Consider the following 20961-nt stretch of genomic DNA (forward strand, 5'->3'; position numbering starts at 1 on the left):
GTAGCGACCGCTACGGTAGAGCACGTGTCCGAATGTCGGCACTGACACCGTGGGGAGGATCGCTAGCGCATCACGTTGAGGACCGCCAGCGTCAGCGCCTGGGCGGCGGTCTTGATCGACGGCTCCGGCACCGGCGCGTAGTACGGCGAGTGGTTGAAGGCGAGCGGCTTGCCGCCCGGCTTGTCGGCCTCGGCCACCGCCTTCGGGTCGTAGACGCCGGTGAAGAAGAAGATCCCCGGCACGCCGGCGTTGACGAATTGCGAGAAGTCTTCGCTGGCCGTCATCGCCGGCATGCGCTGCACGTTGGCGTCGCCGAAGGCTTGCTTCCAGATCCCTTCGGTACGCTGGACCAGCGCGTCGTTGTTGTCGATGGCGACGCCGCCGGCGATCAGCTCCACCTCCGGCGCCGGCGCGTCGGCCATCGCGGCCGAGGCGTTGGCGATGCGGCGCACGCCGGCCAATATCTTTTCCCGCACCGCCGGGCTGTAGCTGCGGATCGTGCCGCGCACCCGCACCGAGTCCGGAATGATGTTGCCCACCGTGCCGCCGTTGATCGCGCCGATCGTCACCACGCCGAATTCCTTCGGGTCCTTTTCGCGGCTGATCACGGTCTGCACGTCGACCACGAAGCGCGCGGCGATGGTGATCGGGTCGACCGATTTGTCCGGCGCCGAGCCGTGCCCGCCGCGCCCTTTGAAGGTGATTTCGATCGCGTCGGAGTTGGACGACACCGGTCCGCTGTTGTAGCCGATGGTGCCGTACGGACGCGGCCACGAGTGCTGCGCGAACGCGTAATCCGGCTTGCCGAAGCGGGTGTACAGGCCGTCGTCCAGCATGGCCTTGGCGCCGGACACGGTTTCCTCGGCCGGCTGGCCGACGAACATCAAGGTGCCCTTCCATTGCGCCTTCAGCGCGACCAGCGCCCGCGCCGTGCCCAGCCAGGCGGCCATGTGGATGTCGTGGCCGCAGCTGTGCGCCACCATCACGTCCTTGCCCTCCAGCTGCGCGTGCGCCTTGCTGGAGAACGGGAAACCGGATTTCTCCTCCATCGGCAGGCCGTCCATCTCGGTGCGCACCAGCACCGTCGGGCCCTTGCCGTTTTTATAGATGGCGACGATGCCGGTCTTGCCGATCTTCTCCGTGACCTCGAAGCCGAGCTTGCGCATTTCGGCGGCCAGCCTGGCGGCGGTGTGCACTTCCTGGAACGCGATCTCCGGATGCTGGTGCAAATCCTTATAAATCGTTTCCAGCTGCGGGTACATGCCGTTGATCTGGCCTGCGACGGCGGCGGCGTCTTGCGCCGAGGCGGCTTGCGCCAGCAGCAGCGGCAACAGCGCGGCGAGAGGGAGGAGCTTCATCGATGGTGTCCTTTAGCTGGGGAATGAATGCCCCCAGCATACCATCGGCGCTTCAGGCTGTATGCAGCTTCATGGTCGCCGCTTCGAACTTGCCTTCGACGATCTGCGGCATCACCAGCAGCGATTTGTCGATCGATTGCTCGATCAGCTCCTGGTCTTCGCGGCGCGGCCGGTGCAGCACGAAGTCCGCCACCTGTTGCGCCAGGCTGAGCGTGCGCGGATGGCCGATGCCGAGCCGCAGCCGCCAGTAATCCTGCGTGCCGAGCGCGGCGGTGATGTCCTTCAGGCCGTTGTGGCCGCCCGACGAGCCGCCCTTCTTCAGGCGCGCGGTGCCGGGCATCAGGTCCAGCTCGTCATGCACGACCAGCACTTCGTCCGGATTGATCTTGAAGAAGCGGCACAGCCCGCCGACCGACTGGCCGGAGCGGTTCATATACGTCTGCGGCTCCAGCAGGTAGACCTCGTGCCCGGCGACCGAAGCCTTGGCCATCAGCGCGTTGTACTTGGTCTCGCGCTGCAGCCGCGCGCCGACGTCGTTGGCGAGGTTGTCCACCAGCCAGAAGCCGGCGTTGTGGCGGGTTTGTTCGTATTCGGCGCCAGGGTTGCCGAGGCCGACGATGAGACGTATGGGCATGGTGTGCGTGAGCGTAAATAGGCGATTATCGCCTGAAAATGAAAAAAGCCCGCCAGGCATGGCCGGCGGGCTTCAGACCAAGGCCGCCCGAAGGCGACATCAGTGATTACTTCTTGGCTTTGGCGGCTGGCTTGGCATCGGCTGCTGGAGCGGCTTCAGCGGTTGCGGCTTCAGCGGCGACGTGGCCGGCTGGTACCGAAGCGGTAGCGATGGTCAGGTTGGCGCCGTGGGTGATCGCGGTCACGCCTTCTGGCAGGGTCAGTTCGCCGATGTGCAGCGAGTGACCGACGTCGATGTTCGACAGGTCGACGGTGATGAACTCTGGCAGGTCTTTCGGCAGGCACGACACTTCGATTTCGTTGGCGACGTGGCTGATGGTGGCGCCGTGCAGTTTGACCGCTGGCGAGACATCGGCGTTGGCGAAGTGCAGTGCGACTTTCATGTGCACTTTTTTGCCGGCGTCGACGCGCTGGAAGTCAGCGTGCAGAACCAGTTGCTTGAACGCGTGGACTTGGAAGTCGCGCAGCAGCACTTGCTGGGTCACGCCGTCGATTTCCAGATCCAGGATCGACGAGTGGAACGCTTCTTTTTTCAGCGCGTGGTACAGCGCGTTGTGGTCCAGCGAGATGGTCACTGGCGCTTCGGTACCGCCGTAGATGATGCCAGGGGTTTGGCCCGAATTGCGCAGGCGGCGGCTCGCTCCGGAACCTTGCAATTCGCGTTTGAATGCAACAACTTTCATGTGTAACTCCAAAAATAACAGGGCTCGCGCCCCGTGTTATGAAGCCCCCGCGACCAGGGTGCTTCGGGAAAAACGGCGCCCCCGGTTGTAAAAACCGGGGGCGCCGTCTCAAAAACTGTCTAAATGGTTTATCGCTTAATCGATAAACAGGGAGATCACGGAATCGCCCTTGATGATGCGTTTGAACGTCTCGGCCAGCAGCGGTGCGCAGGTCAATTGACGGATCTTGCCGCAAGCCTTGGCCGAATCGGACAGCGGGATCGTGTCGGTCACGACCAGTTCGTCCAGCGACGAATTGGTGATGCGCTCGATCGCCGGGCCGGACAGCACCGGGTGCGTGCAATACGCGATGACTTTCTTGGCACCGCGCTCTTTCAGCACTTCGGCCGCCTTGACCAGCGTGCCGGCGGTGTCGACCATGTCATCCATGATCACGCAATTGCGGCCTTCGACTTCACCGATGATGTTCATCACTTCGGACACGTTGGCCTTCGGACGGCGTTTGTCGATGATGGCCAGGTCGCAGCCCAGGCGTTTCGCCAGGGCGCGCGCGCGCACCACACCGCCGACGTCCGGCGACACCACCAGCAGGTCCTGGTAGTTCTTTTTCTGCAGGTCGCCCAGCAGAATCGGCGACGCGTAGATATTGTCGACCGGGATATCGAAGAAGCCCTGGATCTGGTCCGCGTGCAAATCCATGATCAGGACGCGCTCGACGCCGGCTTCTTCCAGCATGTTCGCCACCACCTTGGCCGAGATCGCGACGCGCGCCGAACGTGGGCGGCGGTCTTGACGGGCGTAACCAAAGTAAGGGATGGCGGCGGTGATACGGCCAGCGGACGCGCGCTTCAGGGCGTCGACCATCAGGATCAACTCCATCAGGCTGTCGTTGGTTGGTGCACAAGTCGATTGCAGGACGAAGACGTCTTTACCGCGGACGTTTTCGTTAATCTCGACCATGATCTCGCCGTCGGAAAACTTGGAAACGTTTGCCTTGCCGAGAGGAATGCCGAGATTTTTTGCGACTCCTTCTGCCAACGCAGGATTAGCGTTGCCGGTAAAAACCATCAGGTTTTCGTAAGCCATGGGAGTCCCAGAGAATAGTCGTAGAAATTTTTGATAGATCGTCAGCGAATGCCGCGTGACGCTGAACTTAGTAGAATCTTAGTAGAATGATTCGCTCTGGGCTGAATCATCTTTGCTCTACCTGGCCGGAGACTTGCGCCTCGACGGGTCCAGATACAAACGAATGGCAGGGGAACAAGGATTCGAACCTTGGTATGCTGGAATCAAAATCCAGTGCCTTAACCAGCTTGGCGATTCCCCTACGCAACTTGCTGCTTGTCGTTACTGGCCGGTATTTTACAGCCATTTTCACGCTAAGCCAAATTTTTTTATTGCCTCACAACCTGCCGATGATCGGGTGGCGCTTCAGCGCTTGGGCTTTCCACGCTTTCCACTTCGCCGGCGCTTTTTCAAGCACCGCATCCGCTTCAGCCTCGGTTGCCACCGCACTAAACACGCAAGCACCGGAGCCAGTCATCCTGGCATCACCGTAAGCACCGAGCCATTCTATCGCCTCTGCCACCGGCGGGAACAACTTCGTTGCTACCTGCTGCAAGTCATTCTTTCCAAATCCTATCAAACCGTTCGATTTTTCTAGGTGGCTGGAAAAGTCCGTTATTATGACGGCGGGAGTATCCCTTGTCAAATGTTCTGAGCAAAAAATTGCGGCTGTCGGCACCGCGACGCCGGGTTCGATGACGACATACCAACAATCCGGCGCCGCGACCGGCCGCATGGCCTCCCCCACGCCTTCGGCGAAGGCGGTTTCGCCGAAGATAAAGAAGGGAATGTCGGCGCCCAGCGGCAGGCCCAGCGCCATCAGCTCTTCCCTGCTCAATCCCGCTTCCCACAGCTGGTTCAGCGCCATCAGCGTGGTGGCGGCGTCGGAAGAACCGCCGCCCAGCCCGCCGCCCATCGGCAATACTTTGTCGATCGCGATGTCGACGCCGCGCGGCCGCGCACCGGTACGGCGCAGCACCTCGGCCTGCAGCAGCTTCGCGGCGCGGATGATCAGGTCGCTCTCTTCCGGCACGCCGGCCAGGTCGGTGACCCGGCGCAGCGTGGTGTCGTCGCGCAGCGTGAAGTGCAGCGTGTCGCCGTGGTCGATCAACTGGAAGACGGTCTGCAACAGGTGATAGCCGTCGGCGCGGCGGCCGTTGACGTGCAGGAACAGGTTCAGCTTGGCCGGAGCCGGGCAATTTTTCAATTCAGTCATGCGCGGCATTTTACTGCGCGGCGGCATCGATGACGATGCGGATCGCCATGTCGTCCACCGCCTGACCCAGCGCGATGCGGGTGACGTCGATGCGCTTCGGCGCCGGCACGGCGGCCGCATCGTCCTGCCACGACACGTAGTCCAGCTTCCAGCCGTCGCGGGTGACCACGGTGTCGTTGGCCGGGGTGGCGACGAAGCGGCTGCCGTCGCTGGCCACGGCGTAGCCTTGCAGCCAGTCGCGCAGGCCGGAGACCGGCAAGGTCCAACCCAGCGTCTGCGTGGTCAGGCTGTCGAGGTCGGGCGCGGTGCGCGGCTCCTTGCCGCTTTGCTTCAGCGTGGCCGAGGACGGCGTGACATTGATCACCGCCACGATCTGCCCGGTCGGCGAGATCAGGCTGACGTCGGTGTTGGCCTTGCTCTGCTGCCAGGTGAACTTGCCGTTCAGCGATTCCTTCTTGCCGTCGCGGCTGTAGTTGATGGCGATGCGCCCGGCCAGGTCGACGCTGTCGCGGTACGGGGCGACGGCGGCGGCGGAGCGCGTGGAGGAAGAGGCGGTGGTGGCGCAGCCGGCCAGCGCGCCAAGCGCGGACAGCGCGGCGGCAAGAATGATCAGTCGTTTCATAGGCTTTGGTTGAGGCGCGCCAGCGTGCTCTTGAGCGCGTCGTTTTTCGGATCCTTGCTGTGCGCTTCCTGCCACATTTTTTGCGCGCCGCTGAAATCGCCCTTGGCGAACAGCACCTCGCCCAGGTGCACGGCGATTTCGGCGTCGTTGCGCAAGGCGTAGGCGCGGCGCAGCAAGGCTTCGGCTTCGTTCAGGTTGCCCATGCGGAATTGCACCCAGCCCATGCTGTCCATGATGAAGGGGTCGCCCGGCGCCATCTTCATCGCCTTGTCGACCAGCGCGTATGCTTCCGGCAGGCGCTCGTTGCGCTCGGCCAGCGAGTAGCCCAGCGCATTGTAGGCATGCTGGTTGTCCGGCGCGGCGATCATCACCTGGCGCAGCGCGGTTTCCATCAACTCCACCTGTCCCAGCTTTTCCGCCACCAGCGCGAAGTCGTACAGCAGGTCCGGATTGCCGGGGAAGCGCTTGATCGCGTTCTCCAGCACCGTGTAGGCGGCGCGGTGGTCGCCGGCGTCGCGCAGCAGCTGGGCGTCGGTCTGCACCAGTTGCGCCTGGTCGGCGGGGTCGGCCGGCTTGAGCTCGGCCAGCTGCTTGCGCGCGTCGTCGACGTTGCCCTTGCGCGCGGTCAGCGTCGCCATCTTCATGCGGGCGGCCAGGTACAGCTTTTCGTCGTTGCCTTCGATCCGCTCCAGCCAGTTGTAGGCGGTGTCGAGGTCGCCGCGCTGCTCGGCGATCTGCCCCAGGATCATCAGCACCTTGGACGGGTCGCGCTCATCGCCGGGACGGTCGCCCAGCACGGTGACGAAACGGGTGAAGTATTGCTCGGCGCCCGGCAGGTCGTTGGTCTGCATCGCCATCACGCCCAGCGCGTACAGCGTGGCCACATTATCGGGCTGCTGTTTCAGCAGGGTCAGGAATTCCTTGCGGGCCGGCTCGTATTGCTTGGCGTCGACCAGGATGCGGGCGTAGGCGGCGCGCACTTCGCTGGCGTTCGGATATTTTTCCAGGAAGCCGGTCAGCACCTTCATGGCGGCGTCGATATCGCCCGCCACCTGCGCCGTGGTCAGGATCGCCAGTTCCGAATCGGGCTTGATGGCCAGCGCTTTCTCCGCCTCGGCGCGGGCGCCGGCGACGTCGTTCAGCGCGAACGCGCCCTGCGCCAGGATCAGATGGGCTTCCAGCATGCCGTCGTACGGCATCAGCACGCGCTGCTCCAGCTTGTAGGCGGCTTGCTTGTCCTTGGCGCGCAGCAGGAATTGCTGCATCTGGAACATCGCCAGGCCGCGCGAGGCCGGCGGCGCGGCCTTCAGGCGCTGCTCGAAGATCGCTTCCGCTTCGCCCAGGTCGTCCATGACGACGGCGAAGCCGAGGAAGTATTGCACCGCCTCGTCCGACTCCGGCGCCAGGCCGCGCCACAAGCGGGTCGCGGCCAGCGCCTCGGCGCCCTGCTTGGCGGCCAGCGCCATTTCGGTGGCGCGGCGCGCCAGGCGCGGATCGCGGGTCTGCTGCGCCAGCGCCATCATCGTGATGTAGGGCCCTTGCCATTGCCCCTGCTTGAATTCCAGCTCGGCCTTGGTGATGCGGTACAACAGGTCGCCGGTCAGGTCGTTGTTCGGCAGCGCTTCCGGCGTTTCAACGACCGCAGGGGCGGCCTCCGGCGCGACGTCCGGCGTGGCGGGCTGGGGCGCGGGTGACGACTCGGCCGTTTTTTGTGGTGCGATGGCGCACGCCGACAGCAAGGCGGAGAGGGTTACAATGGCGAAAGCGTTTTTCAAAGGAAGATCCTGGCAGGTCGGCAGAAGTACATTCGGATTTTACGCCCATCGGATCGATTGCGTGTTTTGACTAGTGTAACCAAATATTCCGCCCACTCCCGAAGCCTTTCTTCATCTATTCCCTTAGCCCGAGTATCCGATGCCAGAATTACCAGAAGTTGAAGTCACCCGGCGCGGCGTCGCGCCTCATGTCGAAGGCCGCACCGTCTACTCGGTGGTGCTGCGCCGCGAGGGCTTGCGCTGGCCGTTCCCGCCGACGCTGCCGCAGACGCTGGCCGGGCAACTGGTGCTGCGCACCGGCCGCCGCGGCAAGTATCTGCTGCTGCACTTCGAGCACGGCACGCTGATCATCCACCTCGGCATGTCGGGCCATCTGCGGGTGCTCGATCCCGGCATCGCGCCGGAAAAGCATGATCATTTCGATCTCGAAGTGGAGGGCCCGGACGGACGCCAGGTGCTGCGCATGAAGGATCCGCGCCGCTTCGGCGCGGTGCTGTGGCACGACGACGCCGACGGCCTGCTGGAACACCACGCGCTGCTGCGCGACCTGGGCGTCGAGCCGCTGGAGCCGGGTTTCAGCGGCAAATTGCTGTACGATCAAACCCGCCAGCGCAGCACCTCGGTCAAGCAGGTGCTGATGGCCGGCGACATCGTGGTCGGCGTCGGTAACATTTATGCATCGGAAAGCCTGTTCCGCGCCGGGATCAATCCGAAGACGCCCGCCAAACGCGTCAGCCTGGCGCGCTACGACAAGCTGGCGCAGGCGGTGCGCGAGATCCTGGCCGAGGCCATTGTCCAGGGCGGCAGCACCTTGCGCGACTTTATTAGCGTCAACGGGCAGTCCGGCTATTTCCAGCAGTCGTATTTCGTCTATGATCGGGCTGGCGAGCCCTGCCGCGTATGCGCGGCGCCGGTGCGCCAGATCAAGCAGGGACAGCGATCCACGTTCTACTGTGTGAATTGCCAAAAATAAGGGCAGACATGATGGTCAGGGATTTCGAACAATACAGCGCGTGGCGGCAAGGCGTGGTGACGGCGCTGCGGAATTATCAGTCCTGGGTGGCCGGCGCGTCCCTGACCGACGCCGCCACCGAGCAGCGCATCGGCCGCACGCTGGCGCGGCTGGCCGACGATAAATTGTCGGTCGCCTTCGTCGCGGAATTCTCGCGCGGCAAATCCGAGCTGATCAACGCCATCTTCTTCGCCGACTACGGCCAGCGCATCCTGCCGTCCGCCGCCGGCCGCACCACCATGTGCCCGACCGAGCTGCTGTACGATCCGAGCTTCGCGCCGTCGATCCGGCTGCTGCCGATCGAGACGCGGGCCGACAACCTGTCCACCGGCGACTACCGCGACCAGCCGGGCGCGTGGACCGTGCTGCCGCTGAACCTGGACGCCGGCGCCGACATGCACGAGGTGTTCAAGCAGGTCAGCCTGACGCGCCAGGTGCCGGTCGAGGAGGCCAAGCGCTACGGCCTGTACGACGAGGACGATCCCGACCTGCAGGTCACGCTGGACGAGCACGGCATGGTGGAAATTTCGCTGTGGCGCCACGCCATCATCAACTTCCCGCATCCGCTGCTCAAGCAGGGACTGGTGATCCTCGACACGCCGGGCCTGAACGCCATCGGCACCGAGCCGGAACTGACGCTGAACCTGATTCCGAACGCGCACGCGGTGCTGTTCATCCTGGCCGCCGACACCGGCGTGACCAAGAGCGATATCGAAGTCTGGCGCAACCACATCGGCGCCGGCGCCGGCCGGCTGGTGGTGCTGAACAAGATCGACAGCATGTGGGACGAACTGCGCAGCGAGGCCGAGATCAACCTGGAGATCGAGCGCCAGCAGGCCAACGTGGCGCACGTGCTGGCGCTGGAGCCGCGCCAGGTGTTTCCGGTGTCGGCACAGAAGGCGCTGGTGGGCAAGATCACCAAGGATGCGGCGCTGCTGGCGCGCAGCCGCCTGGAGTCGCTGGAGGGCGCGTTGTTCAACGAGCTGATCCCGGCCAAGAAGGAAATCGTGCGCAAGCAGCTGGCCGAGGAGTTGCAGGCCCTGAACGGGGCGCAGACGGCGATGCTGAACGCGCGCGTGCGCGGCATCGTCGAGCAGCTGCACGAGCTGAAAAGCCTGCGCGGCAAGAACCAGAGCGTGATCGCGCACATGATGCGCCGCATCGACGTCGAGAAAAAGGAATTCGACGCCAGCCTGTTCAAGCTGCAGGCGACGCGCGCGGTGTTCACCCGCTTGTCGACCGAGCTGTACACTTGCATGGGCATGGACATCGTGCGCGACGACATCGAGCAGGTGCGCGAGGAGATGCAGCGCAGCCGCTTCTTCACCGGCGTGCGCGAGGCGATGCGCGGCTACTTCGAGCGCATCGGCCGCAACTTCGACGCCGCCGAGCACAAGACGCTGGAGATCAGCGAGATGATGGGCGTGATGTACCGCCGCTTCGCCAACGAACACGGGCTGACCTTGGCGTTGCCGATGCCGTTCTCGCTGGAGCGCTACCGCGAGGAGATCGCCGGCATCGAGGCGATCTACTACAAGCAGTTCGGCACGGCGACCCTGATCACCACCAGCCGCGTGGTGCTGATGGAGAAGTTCTTCGACACCATCGCCTCGCGCGTGCGCGGCTGCTTCAAGTCGGCCAACAACGACGCCGAGGCGTGGCTGAAGGTGATCATGGCGCCGCTGGAGGCGCAGATCCGCCAGCACAAGGATCAGTTGAAACACCGGCTGGCGTCGATCCAGCGCATCCACGATGCGACCGACAGCCTGGAACAGAAAATCGATGCCTTCGAAAGCAGCCAGCGGCAGCTGGAGGCGCAGAAGGCGCGTTTGAACGAATTGGCCGGTGCGATCAGCATCGCCATCAATGCGGAATTCGTGGCGCTCGACGTCGCGGCTTAGTTAGGAAAAGAATGAAGGTTGTAGCGGTGGAGAATTTTTCGGATCCCAGTTTTTCGGCGGATCTGATCGGCTGGCAGAAAGTACATGGCCGCCATGTACTGCCTTGGCAAAACACCCGCGACGCGTATCTGATCTGGCTGTCGGAGATCATGCTGCAGCAGACGCAGGTGTCGGCCGTGCTGGGCTATTACGCGCGCTTCCTGGAGCGGTTCCCGACCTTGCGCGATCTGGCGGCGGCGCCGGTCGAGGATGTGATGGCGCAGTGGAGCGGCTTGGGCTACTACACCCGCGCGCGCAATCTGCACAAGTGCGCGCAGCGCGTGGTGGCGGAGTACGACGGCGTGTTCCCGTCCGATCCGGCGTTGCTGGCGGAGCTTCCGGGCATCGGCCGTTCCACGGCGGCGGCGATCTCGGCGTTCTCCAGCGGCACCCGCGCCGCCATCATGGACGGCAACGTCAAGCGCGTGTTCGCGCGCGTGTTCGGCATCGATACCTATCCGGGCGAGCGCAGGACCGAGGAGGCCATGTGGCGCCGCGCCGAGGCGCTGCTGCCGGAGCAAGGCATCGAGGCCTACACGCAGGGCTTGATGGATCTGGGGGCGACGGTGTGCACGCGCAGCAGTCCGGCATGCGAGCGCTGTCCGATGCAGGCGCGCTGCGTGGCCTTCGCCACCGGCCGCACGCGGGATCTGCCGGTGCGCAAGCCGAAGAAGACGTCGCCGGAAAAACATGCGGTGATGTTGGCGATTATCGATGGCGGCCAGGTGTTGCTGGAGCAAAGGCCGCCAAGCGGGATCTGGGGCGGTTTGTTGTCGCTGCCGGAATTGGACGGCCATCTGCTGGCCGAGGACGACGACGTGCCGGCCGCCGACGAGCAGGCGCTGATGCTGGCGGTGGGCCGCTTCGGCGAGATGGAATCGCGCGAACGCCTGTCGACGGTGACGCATGTCTTCACGCATTACAAGCTGCATATCGCGCCGTATCGCGTGACCTTGGCGCGGCGGCTGGACATGGCCGCCGAGTCCGGCCACGTCTGGTTCGACGCCGCGCGCATCGCCGACGCCGCGCTGCCCGCGCCGGTCAAGAAGCTGCTGCTGGAATTGGTCGGCGACGGCAATGCCGCGCAGCGGCGCATGTTCTAGCGCAGTTCCTTGATCACGGCCAGCAGCAGCCCGCAAAAGCCGATCAGCATGACGAACATCCACATCAGGATGGTCATGCCCATCCTGGTGATCTCCGCGCTCAGGCGGGTGGCGACGTGATCGACATGCGCCCGCGTCGCCTTGTTTTCGGCACGGACCTCTTCGAGACCGGCCTGCGTGGCGGCGCTGAGCTGGTTGATGGATGCCTGGTTGTCGGCGCGGCCTTGCGCAATGGCGGCCTGGTTGTCGGCGCGGCCTTGGGCGATGGCGGCCTGGTTGTCCGCGCCGACCTTGGCAATGGCAACCATCACCTCGGCAATGGCGACCTTGTTCTCCGCGCTGACTTTGGCGATGGCGGCCTGATTCTCCGCGCTCACGGCGGCAATGGCGGCCTGATTCTCCGCGCTGACGGCGGCGATGGCGGCCAGGCACTCGGCGCGATACTCGTTGATGGCGGCGCGATTTTCAGCGCGTGCTTCGCGGTTATCAAGGCGTATCGCCGCGACCTCGTCGCGTAAATCCGAATGCCTGTCGGCGTGCTGGTCCTTGCGGACGTAGTTCGACTGGATCACAGCGACCTCCGTTTCCACCACCGTTATCCGCTCTTCAATCGCACCAATGCGCGCACTGGTTTGCTCGTCCATGATGCACCGTCAATGACAATATCGGGCAATGCCGAATGAGCCCCCGGCGATGGCGATGGCGGTCGCGATGAACCATTTGATCAAAGTGGTTTCCAGCTTCGCCATGTGCACATGGACTTGCGCGATCTCGGTATGGACCTGCGCGATCCGCACCTGGACTTGTCCGAACTGGACAGCGACATCTTCTCTAAATTTCAGCAACTCGGCTTTGCTGGCGTAGTGCTTCTCAAGATACTCTTTCAGCTCCTTGAAGCGCTCTTCCAGGTGATGGATGCATGCTGCAACTTCGTTATCCATGATGGCTCCCGCGAGGTGAAGGCATGCTTCATCATCGGCCGCGCAAGCGCTGGCGTCAAGCGGCGCGCGCGGCGCGCTTGCGGTGGCTCAAAGCTCGTCGAGCGAGAACAGGCGGCGGTGTTCGCGGATCGCGTAACGGTCGGTCATGCCGGCGATATAGTCGGCGATCTTGCGCGCCTGCTTGCCGACGTCGCCCGACTTGTCCTGGTAATCCGGCGGCAGTAAGACAGGCTCGGCCATGAAGGCCGCGTACAGCTCGCGCACGATGCGGCTGGCCTTCACCCGCATGCGGTTGACCTTGTAGTGCCGATACAGATTCTCGCGCAGGAAGCGCTTGAGCTCGGTTGCATCCTTGCGCATCGGGTCGGAGAAGCGGATCAGCGGCGGCGCGGCGCGCACGTCGTCCAGATTTTTCGGCGCGGCGTCGGCGATCAGCGCGCTGCTGGTGACGATCAGGTCGTCGGCCAGCGCGGTGATCAGGCGGCGCAGCGTTTCGTAGATCGCGCGCCGTCCCGACAGGCCGGGGAAGGTGCGCTGCACGTCATGCCACAGGCGCGCGAAAAACTCCACCTGCTCCAGCTGCTCGATGGTGATCAGGCCGGAACGCAGGCCGTCGTCGATGTCGTGGCTGTTGTAGGCGATCTCGTCGGCGAGATTGGTCAGCTGCGCCTCCAGCGACGGCTGGGTGCGTTCGATGAAGCGCAGCGCCACCGGCCCCAACAGTTTGGCGTTGTTCAGCGAGCAGTGCTTGAGGATGCCCTCGCGGGTTTCGAACATCAGGTTCAGGCCGTTGTAGGCGCCGTAGTGTTCCTCCAGCTCGTCGACCACGCGCAGGCTTTGCAGGTTGTGCTCGAAGCCGCCATGGTCCTGCATGCACTCGTTGAGGACGTCCTGGCCGACGTGGCCGAACGGCGTGTGGCCGAGGTCGTGCGCCAGCGAGATCGCTTCGACCAGGTCTTCATTGAGCCGCAGGTTGCGCGCCAGCGAGCGGCCGACCTGCGCCACCTCCAGGCTGTGCGTCAGGCGGGTGCGGAACAGGTCGCCCTCGTGGTTGAGGAACACCTGGGTCTTGTATTCCAGCCGGCGGAAGGCCGACGAATGGATGATGCGGTCGCGGTCGCGCTGGAACTGGCTGCGCGAAGCGTGCGCCGTCTCCTCGAAACGGCGGCCGGCGCCGCCCGCCGAATGGGTGGCGTAGGGGGCGAGGAATTCGTCGGGCAGCATGGCTTAAACGCAGGCGGCCAGCGTCGCCAGCAGCAAGTCCTGCGGCGCGTTGCTGATGCTCGGCGCGCCGAGCGGCTTCAGCAGGATGAACTTGATGGCGCCGCCCTCGTTCTTCTTGTCGACCTCCATCAGCTCCAGCCAGCGCTCGGTGCCCAGGTCGGGCGCCGTGACCGGCAGGCCGGCGGCGGCGACCAGTGCGCGCACGCGCGCCACCGTGGCGGCGTCGACCAGCCCCATGCGTTGCGACAGATCGGCCGCCATCACCATGCCGCAGCCGACCGCTTCGCCGTGCAGCCACTCGCCGTAGCCGAGGCCGTTCTCGATGGCGTGGCCGAAGGTGTGGCCGAAATTCAGGATGGCGCGCAGGCCGCCCTCGCGCTCGTCCTGGCGGACCACGTCGGCCTTGATCTCGCACGAGCGGGCGATGGCGTAGGCCAAGGCGCCCTTGTCGCGCGCCATCAGCTTGCCGATGTTGGCTTCGATCCAGTCGAAGAAGGCGGCGTCGATGATGGCGCCGTGCTTGATCACCTCGGCCAGGCCGGCCGACAGCTCGCGCGCCGGCAGCGTCTCCAGCGTCGCGGTATCGGCGATCACCGCGCGCGGCTGGTAGAAGGCGCCGATCATGTTCTTGCCCAGCGGGTGGTTGATGCCGGTCTTGCCGCCCACCGAGGAATCGACCTGCGACAGCAAGGTGGTCGGCACCTGGATGAAATCGACGCCGCGCATATAGCTGGCGGCGGCGTAGCCGGTCAGGTCGCCGATGACGCCGCCGCCCAGCGCGATCAGCGTGGTCTTGCGGTCGGCCTTGTTGGCCAGCAGCTGGTCGAAGATCTGCATCAGCGACGACCAGTTCTTGTATTCCTCGCCGTCCGGCAGCACCACGGAAATGACGTGCTTGCCGGCCGCGCGCAGGCCGGCCTCGACCCGCGCCAGGTACAGCGGCGCGACGGTGGTGTTGGTGACGATGGCGACCTTGCCGCCGTGGACGTGGCGCGCCAGCAGCGCGGCGTCGTCCAGCAGCGACGGGCCGATCGAAATCGGGTAGCTGCGCTCGCCCAATTCTACGTTTAACAGGATGGTGGATTGTTCGTTCATCGATGGTTCGGCGTGGGTGACGCAGTTGGGCGCGGCCTCGCAGGCCATGGTTTCCAGCTGGGTCAAAATGGTTTGGACCATCGATTGTACGTTAGGTCGGCCGGTATCGATTACCACATCGGCAATTTCCATGTACAAAGGATCACGGATCGCCATCAATTCTTCGAGTTTTTTGCGCGGATCGGCGGTTTGCAGCAGCGGCCGGTTCTTGTCGTGCGCGGTGCGTTGCAGGATGCTGTGCACGCTGGCGCGCAGGTAGATGACGGTGCCGCGCGCCTTCAGGTGGGCGCGGTTGTCGGGGTTGAGGATGGCGCCGCCGCCGGTGGCCAGCACCAGGCCGTCCTGGCCGGTCAGCTCGCGGATGACGTCCGCCTCGCGGCGGCGAAAGCTCGGTTCGCCTTCGATTTCAAAGATCCACGGGATCGAGGCGCCGGTGCGGGCCTCGATCTCGTGATCGGAGTCAATAAACTTCAGTCCCAGCTTACGCGCCAGGATGCGGCCGATGGTGGTTTTTCCCGCCCCCATCAGGCCGACTAGAAACACATTTTGCATTGAACCCCGGTATTAATTTGTATTGGTACAGGACGACACGTCGATGCCGTACGGGCTGTACCGGCCCGGCGGCGGCGTGCCGCCCACCGTGAAGTCGGTTCCCAGGTACGGCAACCTGGTGTACGTAGTATACAGCGCCTCGGTGCCCGATACCTGGCCGCGGATGGTCAACGCCACGTCGATCCAGTTGGCGTGATCGCGCGCATACGTCAGCGACACCACGGCCTGGCCGTTGACGTCGGTGGTCGCGGTCGGCGTGACGACCACCGTGCCGTTGCCCGGAGTCAATATGCCGTCCTGGTTCAGGTCCTCGCCCGGCTGCTGGATATTATCACTATTGACGTCCTCGTTGGCGCATTGACGCGGCAGCGGGTTGGTGCCGGACAGGTCGAGGATCCACGGACCGGTGGTGCCGGTGAAGTACAGCTGGCCCTTGTAGTAGTAGCGCGGGCGCACCGAGCTGGTCAGCTTGATGCCGGCCGCCGGGTTGCCGGCGGCGTCGGTGACGGTCACCGCGTAGTCGATCTGGTAACTGGTGCTGCTCGGTACGCCGATGGTGTTGCCGGTGCCGGCGCTGATCGAGGCGGCTTTCTTCGCCACCGTCAGCTGGACCTGGCCGGAGTTGGTCGACGCGCCCTGCAACTGGGCCTGCACCACCACGCCGTTCAGCTTGGTGTCGTTGGGGCCGGCGATGTAGCTGACCGAGGCGGTGCCGTCGGCGCCGGTGGTGACCACCGACGGCTGGGTCAGGGTGCCGCCGCTCGGGTCGCTCACGAAGGAGAAGTTGACCACGGCGTTCTTGACCAGGTTGTTTTCCGGCGTGCCGTCCAGCACGGTGGCGCGCAGCGTCGATTGCTGCACGGTGCTGCCGCTGGTGTTGACGCCGATCACGGCCGGGTCGGCCTGGACGCTGACGATCGCCGACGCGGTGAACGGCGCGACGAATTCCAGCAAGCCCTGGGTGGCCAGGTTGGTGATGGTGGAAGTGGCGGTCAGCGTGGCGACGCCGGGATTGACCGCGCGGACATAGGCGGTGGCGTTGCCGTTGACCAGCGTCAGCGCGCTGCTGATGGCGCTGGTGCAGCCGGCGTCGGTGTAGACGGTGCCGCGCGAGGTGTTGAGGGTGACGCCGCCGCCCTGCGCCACGCCGCCGATGTCGCTGTGGACCGCCACTTTCTGGCAGGCGTTGATGTTGGTGACCGACAGCAGCGCGCCGCTGGCATCGACGCCGTTGAAGGTGAAGTTGGTGGCGCTGACCACGATCGAGGCGTTGGCGATCACGCCGGCCGACCGCACCACGATGGCGTCGGTGCCGGCCGTCTGCGCCGAATAGCTGAGCACCAGCTGGCCGGTGGAATCGGTGACGGCGCTGGCGCCGCCCTTGACGCTAAGCCGGTTGGCGCCGCCGGCGCTGAAGGTGACCGCCTGGCCGGCCAGCGCGCTGCCGGCCGAATCGACCAGCTTGATGGTGACGTCGGTGGTGGCGCCGACCTTGACGGTGCTGCTGTTGTTGATGGTCAGCTTGTTGCCGGTGACGTCGATCGGCAGCGTCTGGGTCTTGGCGCCGTTGGCCGAGGCCGTGACGGTGATGGTACGCGCGGTCGGATTGCCGATCGTGTCCAGCTTGGCCGTGACGCGGCCGTTGGCGTCGCTGACGCGGTTGGCGTACAGCAGGTTGCCGGAATCGACCACCAGGCCCACCGTCACGCCCGGCAGCACGGCGTTGGACGAGTCCTTGACCAGCACCGACACCGTCACTTCGCTGCCCACCACGCCGGACGAGGCCAGCGTGCCCGGGTTGGCGGTCAGCGTCAGCGTCGGCAGCACCGGCTGCACCGGCGGCGTCGGCACCACCGTGATCACGACCGGGGTCGACTTCACGCTACCGACATTGGCGGTGACGGTGACCGCGGTCAGCCCCGAGATCCCCTTGATGTTGAGTTTTTCCACCACCTCGCCGCTGGCGTTGCTGACGCGGTTGGTGCTGGTGATGACGCCGGCGCTGGCCGTGAAGCTGACCGTCTCGCCCGACAGCGCGTTGTTGCTGGCGTCCTTGACGATGGCCGTCAACGTCGCCTCGGTGATGCCGGAGTCCTCGATGCTGCTCGGATCGGCCCGGAGGGTGACGCTGGCCACCTTGCTGGCCGCCGGTGGCGTGACGCCGTTGCCGTTGGCGCCGGGCGAACCGCCGCCGCCGCCGCAAGCGGCCAGCAAACCGGCGCTGGCCAATGCGGCAAGCCATCCTGTGATTTTCGTCATAACGCTCTTCCCATTCAATTTTAAAAAATTACCGCGTCGACAGGCGCTCGGCCACGATCTTCGGCGTAATAAAGACCAGCAATTCGGTTTTATCGTTGGTGCGGGTGTTGCTGCGGAACAGATAGCCCAGCACCGGCACGTCGCCGAGGAACGGCACCTTGTCGGTGGTGCTGCGCTCGGTCAGCTGGTAGATGCCGCCCAACACCACCGTGCCGCCGTTCTCGACCATGACCTGGGTCTTGACGTGCTTGGTGTCGATGGCGAAGCCGGAACGGGTTTCCTGGCCGACGCTGTCCTTGTTGACGTCGACGTCGATGACGACGTTGCCGTCCGGCGTGATCTGCGGCGTCACCTCCAGCCGCAGATTGGCCTTGCGGAACTGGATCGAGGTCGCGCCGCTGCTGGTGGCGACCTGGTACGGCAGCTCAATGCCCTGCTCGATCAGCGCGATGGCCTTGTCGGCCGTGATCACGCGCGGGCTGGAGACGATCTTGCCGGTGCCGTCCTCCTCCAGCGCCGACAGCTCCAGGTTGAGGAAGCGGTTGGCGGCCGACGAGAACAGGCTGACCGCCAGGCTGCCCGCCTGTGCGCCGTTGATGTTGGCGGCCGGCAGGTTGATGAACTGGGTGTTGTTGTAGCTGGAGTCGGTGACCTTGATCTGGCCGGTGGTCTCGCCGACGCCGGTCAGGTTGCCGCCGATGCCGATGCGGGTGTTGCTGCTGCCGATCTGGTAGCCGGAATCGCCGCCGCGGATGGTGCGCAGGTCGGCGAAGCCGAGCTTGGCGCCGAGGTTGCGGGTGAAGGTGTCGCTGGCCTCGACGATGCGGGCCTCGATCAGCACCTGCTTGGTGGCGACGTCGGTCTTGGCGATCAGGTTGCGCACGTCTTCGAGCTTGGAGGCGATGTCGGTGACGAACAGCTGGTTGGTGCGCGGCTCGATGATGGCGCTGCCCCGCTTGGACAGGATGCGGTTCTTGGCGTCGCCCTCCAGCCCGAACACGGTCTTGAAGGCCTCGGCCTTCTGGTAGTTGAGCTGGAAGATTTCCGATTTCAGCGGTTCCAGGTCGGCGATCTGGGCGCGCTGCTCCAGCTCCAGTTTTTCCTTGGTCAGCAATTCCTCTTTCGGCGCGATCCACAGCACCGAACCGTTCTTGCGCATGTCCAGGCCCTTGGCCTGCAGCACCACGTCCAGCGCCTGGTCCCACGGCACCTCCTTCAGGCGCAAGGTCAGGTTGCCGCTGACGCTGTCGCTGGTGATGATGTTCAGGCCGGAGATGTCGGCGATCGCCTGCAAGGCGGCGCGCACTTCGACGTTCTGGAAATTGAACGACAGCTTTTCGCCGCGATAGCCCTGCGAGCCCTGGGTCAGCTTGTTCGGATCTTCCTTGATCGGCTTGACGTCCACCACCAGCTGCGTGTCGCTCTGGTACACGGTCTGTTCCCACAGGCCGCGCGCCTCGATGGTCATGCGGGTGTTGTCGCCCTGCGGCACGGTGGTCACCAGCGCCACCGGCGTGCCGAAGTCGGCCACGTCGAGCCGGCGCCGCAGCGTTTCCGGCAGACCGGTCTTGAGGAAGTCGATCACCACCCCGGTCGGGGTCTGGCGCACGTCGACCGCGACCTGGTTGTTGGGCAGGTCGACCACGACCCGGCCCTCGCCGTTGGCGCCGCGACGGAAATCCATGTCGCGCAGCACCTGACGCGCCGGCGCCGCGCCGACCGGCGCCGGCTTGACGGCCGGCAGGCCGCTGGCGTCGACCGCCGTGGCCAGGCCGCCGGAACCGTCGATGGTCAGGATCACCGACTTGCCGTCGATGACGGTGGCGTAGTTCAGCGTGCGCTTCAGGTTGAACACCAGCCGCGAGCGTTCGCCGGCCTGCACCACGTTGACGCCGCGCAGCTCGCCCAGGTTGAGTTCCTGGGTGCTCTTGCCGGTGGCGTTGACGGTGGCGCCGAAATCGAGCGCGATGCGCGGCGGATTGGTGATGGCGAAGCCGATCGGCATCTTGTCCGGCGCATTGGCCAGGCCGATCTTGACGATGACGTTGGCCCCCTGCTGGTTGGCGGTGATCGATTCGATGGCGTTCGGCGCGGCGGTCTGCGCCCTGGCCGGAATGGCCAACGCCATGGCCAAGGCCAGCGTCCAGGCCAGCACGGGCGCCCAGGTGGCGGCGGCCGAGGCGCGCCGGGCCGTGATATGAGCGGTCATTTGGAGTTCTCCTTGCTTTCCTGCAGTTCCAACTTGGACATGCGTTCGACCCAGTCGCCGGTCGCATCCTGTACGATTTCCTTGAGGTTGACGGTGGCCTCGTCAATGCTGGTGATGCGGCCGTAGTTCTGTCCGACGTGCTGGCCGACCACCACCTGGTGCACCGTGCGATCGATCTGCAGCACGGCGTGGATCACGCCCTTGCGCTCGATGGTGCCGACCATCTTCACCGTGTCGAGCGGGTAGCTTTCCAGCAGCTCCTTGCGGCGCTGCATGTCGGGCTTGATGCCGCCGGCGCCGCTGCTGGCCGCCTGCTTGGCCAGTTCGGCCAGCAGCTTGTTGGGGTTGAACGGGTCCAGCTCGTCCTTCTGCTGGTAGGCGAAGGGGATGAAGGTCTTGGGCTCGGCCAGCGGCGTCACCGCCACCTTGGCGCGCGCGTCGACCTGCTTCATCCAGCCGCGCACCTCCTGCACGTCGCTGTCGCCGCAGCCGGCCAGCAGCAACGCGGCCATCATTCCGAGGATCCACGTCTTCATGATTTTTTCGCCGCCTTTTTCTTGTCGGCCGCCGCCTTGCGCTGGGCGATGACTTCCTCCGGATCGAGGTAGCGGAAGGTCTTGGCCACCGCGTCCAAGGTCAGCACGCCGTCCTTGCCGGTGTTGAGCGTCATGTTGTTGAGCGTGACGATGCGCGGCAGGTTGGCCATGTCGCCGGCGAAGGCGCCGATGTCGTGGTAGCTGCCGGTGACCTTGATGTCGATCGGCAGCTCGGCGTAGTAGTCCTTGACCACCACCTGCGCCGGCTTGAACAGCTCGAACTGCAGGCCGCGTCCGGAGCCGGCCTGGTTGATGTCGGTCAGCAGCGCGGCCATCTCGGCCTTGCTCGGCAGCTGCTTCTGCAGGCGCTCGACGTATTGGTCGACCTGCACCTTCTGCGCCCGCAGCGCGTCCAGGTTGACCGCCTGGCCCGCCTTGAGCTCGTACTCGGCGCGCAGCGACGCCTCTTTCTGGGCGCCGGCGTCCTGCTCCTCGAATTGCGACTTCCAGTAGCCGAAATAGCCGGCCACGCACACCGCCGCCGTGACGCCGATGGCGCACAGCACGCGCGGCACCAGCGGCCACTGGCCCGGATGGCGGCCGTTGAGGTCGCGGAACTGGGCCGCCACGTCGGCGCCGACGTCGTTCAGGTTGATGTTGAGATTGGCCATCGCGTGC

General features: G+C 64.9%; 18 protein-coding genes and 1 tRNA gene. 3 read left to right on the forward strand and 16 right to left on the reverse strand.

Going from position 1 to position 20961, the window contains the following annotated elements:
- Positions 1-62: 62 nt before the first annotated feature.
- From GW587_RS01500 to GW587_RS01535, 8 genes are all read right to left on the reverse strand, one after another.
- Entirely contained in the window at positions 63-1358 is a 1296-nt protein-coding gene (locus GW587_RS01500; protein WP_166097724.1) for an amidohydrolase, read from the reverse strand.
- Positions 1359-1410: 52 nt separating this feature from the next.
- The gene (gene pth, locus GW587_RS01505) at positions 1411-1992 is read right to left on the reverse strand and encodes an aminoacyl-tRNA hydrolase (protein WP_166097726.1); all 582 of its coding nucleotides are present in this window, start codon (positions 1990-1992) and stop codon (positions 1411-1413) included.
- Positions 1993-2098: 106 nt separating this feature from the next.
- Positions 2099-2734 carry a 50S ribosomal protein L25/general stress protein Ctc gene (locus GW587_RS01510; RefSeq protein WP_166097729.1) on the reverse strand — a complete coding sequence of 212 codons (636 nt, stop codon included), beginning with the start codon at positions 2732-2734 and terminating at the stop codon, positions 2099-2101.
- Between the two features lie 135 nt (positions 2735-2869).
- Positions 2870-3820 carry a ribose-phosphate pyrophosphokinase gene (locus GW587_RS01515; protein ID WP_166097731.1) on the reverse strand — a complete coding sequence of 317 codons (951 nt, stop codon included), beginning with the start codon at positions 3818-3820 and terminating at the stop codon, positions 2870-2872.
- A 164-nt stretch (positions 3821-3984) separates the two neighbouring features.
- Positions 3985-4061 (reverse strand) — tRNA-Gln (locus GW587_RS01520).
- Positions 4062-4136: 75 nt separating this feature from the next.
- Positions 4137-5015, reverse strand: coding sequence for a 4-(cytidine 5'-diphospho)-2-C-methyl-D-erythritol kinase (gene ispE / locus GW587_RS01525; RefSeq protein ID WP_166097733.1), 879 nt, complete (start codon positions 5013-5015; stop codon positions 4137-4139).
- A 10-nt stretch (positions 5016-5025) separates the two neighbouring features.
- Positions 5026-5637, reverse strand: a complete 612-nt coding sequence (locus GW587_RS01530; protein WP_166097736.1) for an outer membrane lipoprotein LolB — start codon at positions 5635-5637, stop codon at positions 5026-5028.
- Positions 5634-7412, reverse strand: coding sequence for a tetratricopeptide repeat protein (locus GW587_RS01535; RefSeq protein ID WP_166097738.1), 1779 nt, complete (start codon positions 7410-7412; stop codon positions 5634-5636). The genes GW587_RS01530 and GW587_RS01535 overlap by 4 nt, the downstream gene beginning before the upstream one ends.
- Positions 7413-7551: 139 nt before the next feature.
- On the opposite strand from GW587_RS01535, the gene mutM reads away from it, so the two are divergent.
- From mutM to mutY, 3 genes are read left to right on the forward strand one after another with little or no spacing between them, the layout of a single operon-like run.
- The gene (gene mutM / locus GW587_RS01540) at positions 7552-8385 is read left to right on the forward strand and encodes a bifunctional DNA-formamidopyrimidine glycosylase/DNA-(apurinic or apyrimidinic site) lyase (protein WP_166097740.1); all 834 of its coding nucleotides are present in this window, start codon (positions 7552-7554) and stop codon (positions 8383-8385) included.
- Positions 8386-8396: 11 nt separating this feature from the next.
- The gene (locus GW587_RS01545; RefSeq protein WP_166099045.1) at positions 8397-10325 is read left to right on the forward strand and encodes a dynamin family protein; all 1929 of its coding nucleotides are present in this window, start codon (positions 8397-8399) and stop codon (positions 10323-10325) included.
- Positions 10326-10336: 11 nt separating this feature from the next.
- Positions 10337-11467, forward strand: coding sequence for an A/G-specific adenine glycosylase (gene mutY / locus GW587_RS01550; protein WP_166097743.1), 1131 nt, complete (start codon positions 10337-10339; stop codon positions 11465-11467).
- Here the strand turns inward: mutY and GW587_RS01555 are convergent.
- The 8 genes from GW587_RS01555 to GW587_RS01590 all read right to left on the reverse strand — a co-directional run bounded on the left by GW587_RS01555 (position 11464) and on the right by GW587_RS01590 (position 20954).
- Positions 11464-12111, reverse strand: a complete 648-nt coding sequence (locus tag GW587_RS01555) for a hypothetical protein (protein WP_166097746.1) — start codon at positions 12109-12111, stop codon at positions 11464-11466. The two genes, mutY and GW587_RS01555, sit on opposite strands and share 4 nt — an antisense overlap.
- Before the next feature lie 9 nt (positions 12112-12120).
- Positions 12121-12408 carry a hypothetical protein gene (locus tag GW587_RS01560; RefSeq protein WP_166097748.1) on the reverse strand — a complete coding sequence of 96 codons (288 nt, stop codon included), beginning with the start codon at positions 12406-12408 and terminating at the stop codon, positions 12121-12123.
- Positions 12409-12495: 87 nt separating this feature from the next.
- A complete protein-coding gene (locus GW587_RS01565; RefSeq protein WP_166097751.1) occupies positions 12496-13632 on the reverse strand; it encodes a deoxyguanosinetriphosphate triphosphohydrolase in 1137 nt (378 codons plus the stop codon).
- Positions 13633-13635: 3 nt separating this feature from the next.
- Positions 13636-15279, reverse strand: a complete 1644-nt coding sequence (gene aroKB, locus GW587_RS01570) for a bifunctional shikimate kinase/3-dehydroquinate synthase AroKB (RefSeq protein ID WP_166097754.1) — start codon at positions 15277-15279, stop codon at positions 13636-13638.
- Positions 15280-15291: 12 nt separating this feature from the next.
- The gene (locus tag GW587_RS01575) at positions 15292-17538 is read right to left on the reverse strand and encodes a beta strand repeat-containing protein (protein WP_166097756.1); all 2247 of its coding nucleotides are present in this window, start codon (positions 17536-17538) and stop codon (positions 15292-15294) included.
- A 28-nt stretch (positions 17539-17566) separates the two neighbouring features.
- The gene (locus GW587_RS01580) at positions 17567-19747 is read right to left on the reverse strand and encodes a type IV pilus secretin PilQ (RefSeq protein ID WP_166097759.1); all 2181 of its coding nucleotides are present in this window, start codon (positions 19745-19747) and stop codon (positions 17567-17569) included.
- Positions 19744-20283, reverse strand: a complete 540-nt coding sequence (locus GW587_RS01585) for a pilus assembly protein PilP (RefSeq protein ID WP_166097761.1) — start codon at positions 20281-20283, stop codon at positions 19744-19746. The genes GW587_RS01580 and GW587_RS01585 overlap by 4 nt, the downstream gene beginning before the upstream one ends.
- A complete protein-coding gene (locus GW587_RS01590; RefSeq protein WP_166097763.1) occupies positions 20280-20954 on the reverse strand; it encodes a type IV pilus inner membrane component PilO in 675 nt (224 codons plus the stop codon). Before GW587_RS01590 ends, GW587_RS01585 begins: the two co-directional genes overlap by 4 nt.
- Positions 20955-20961 lie beyond the last annotated feature (7 nt).

It is taken from the genome of Duganella aceris (genome assembly GCF_011090165.1).
GTDB lineage: Bacteria > Pseudomonadota > Gammaproteobacteria > Burkholderiales > Burkholderiaceae_D > Rugamonas > Rugamonas aceris.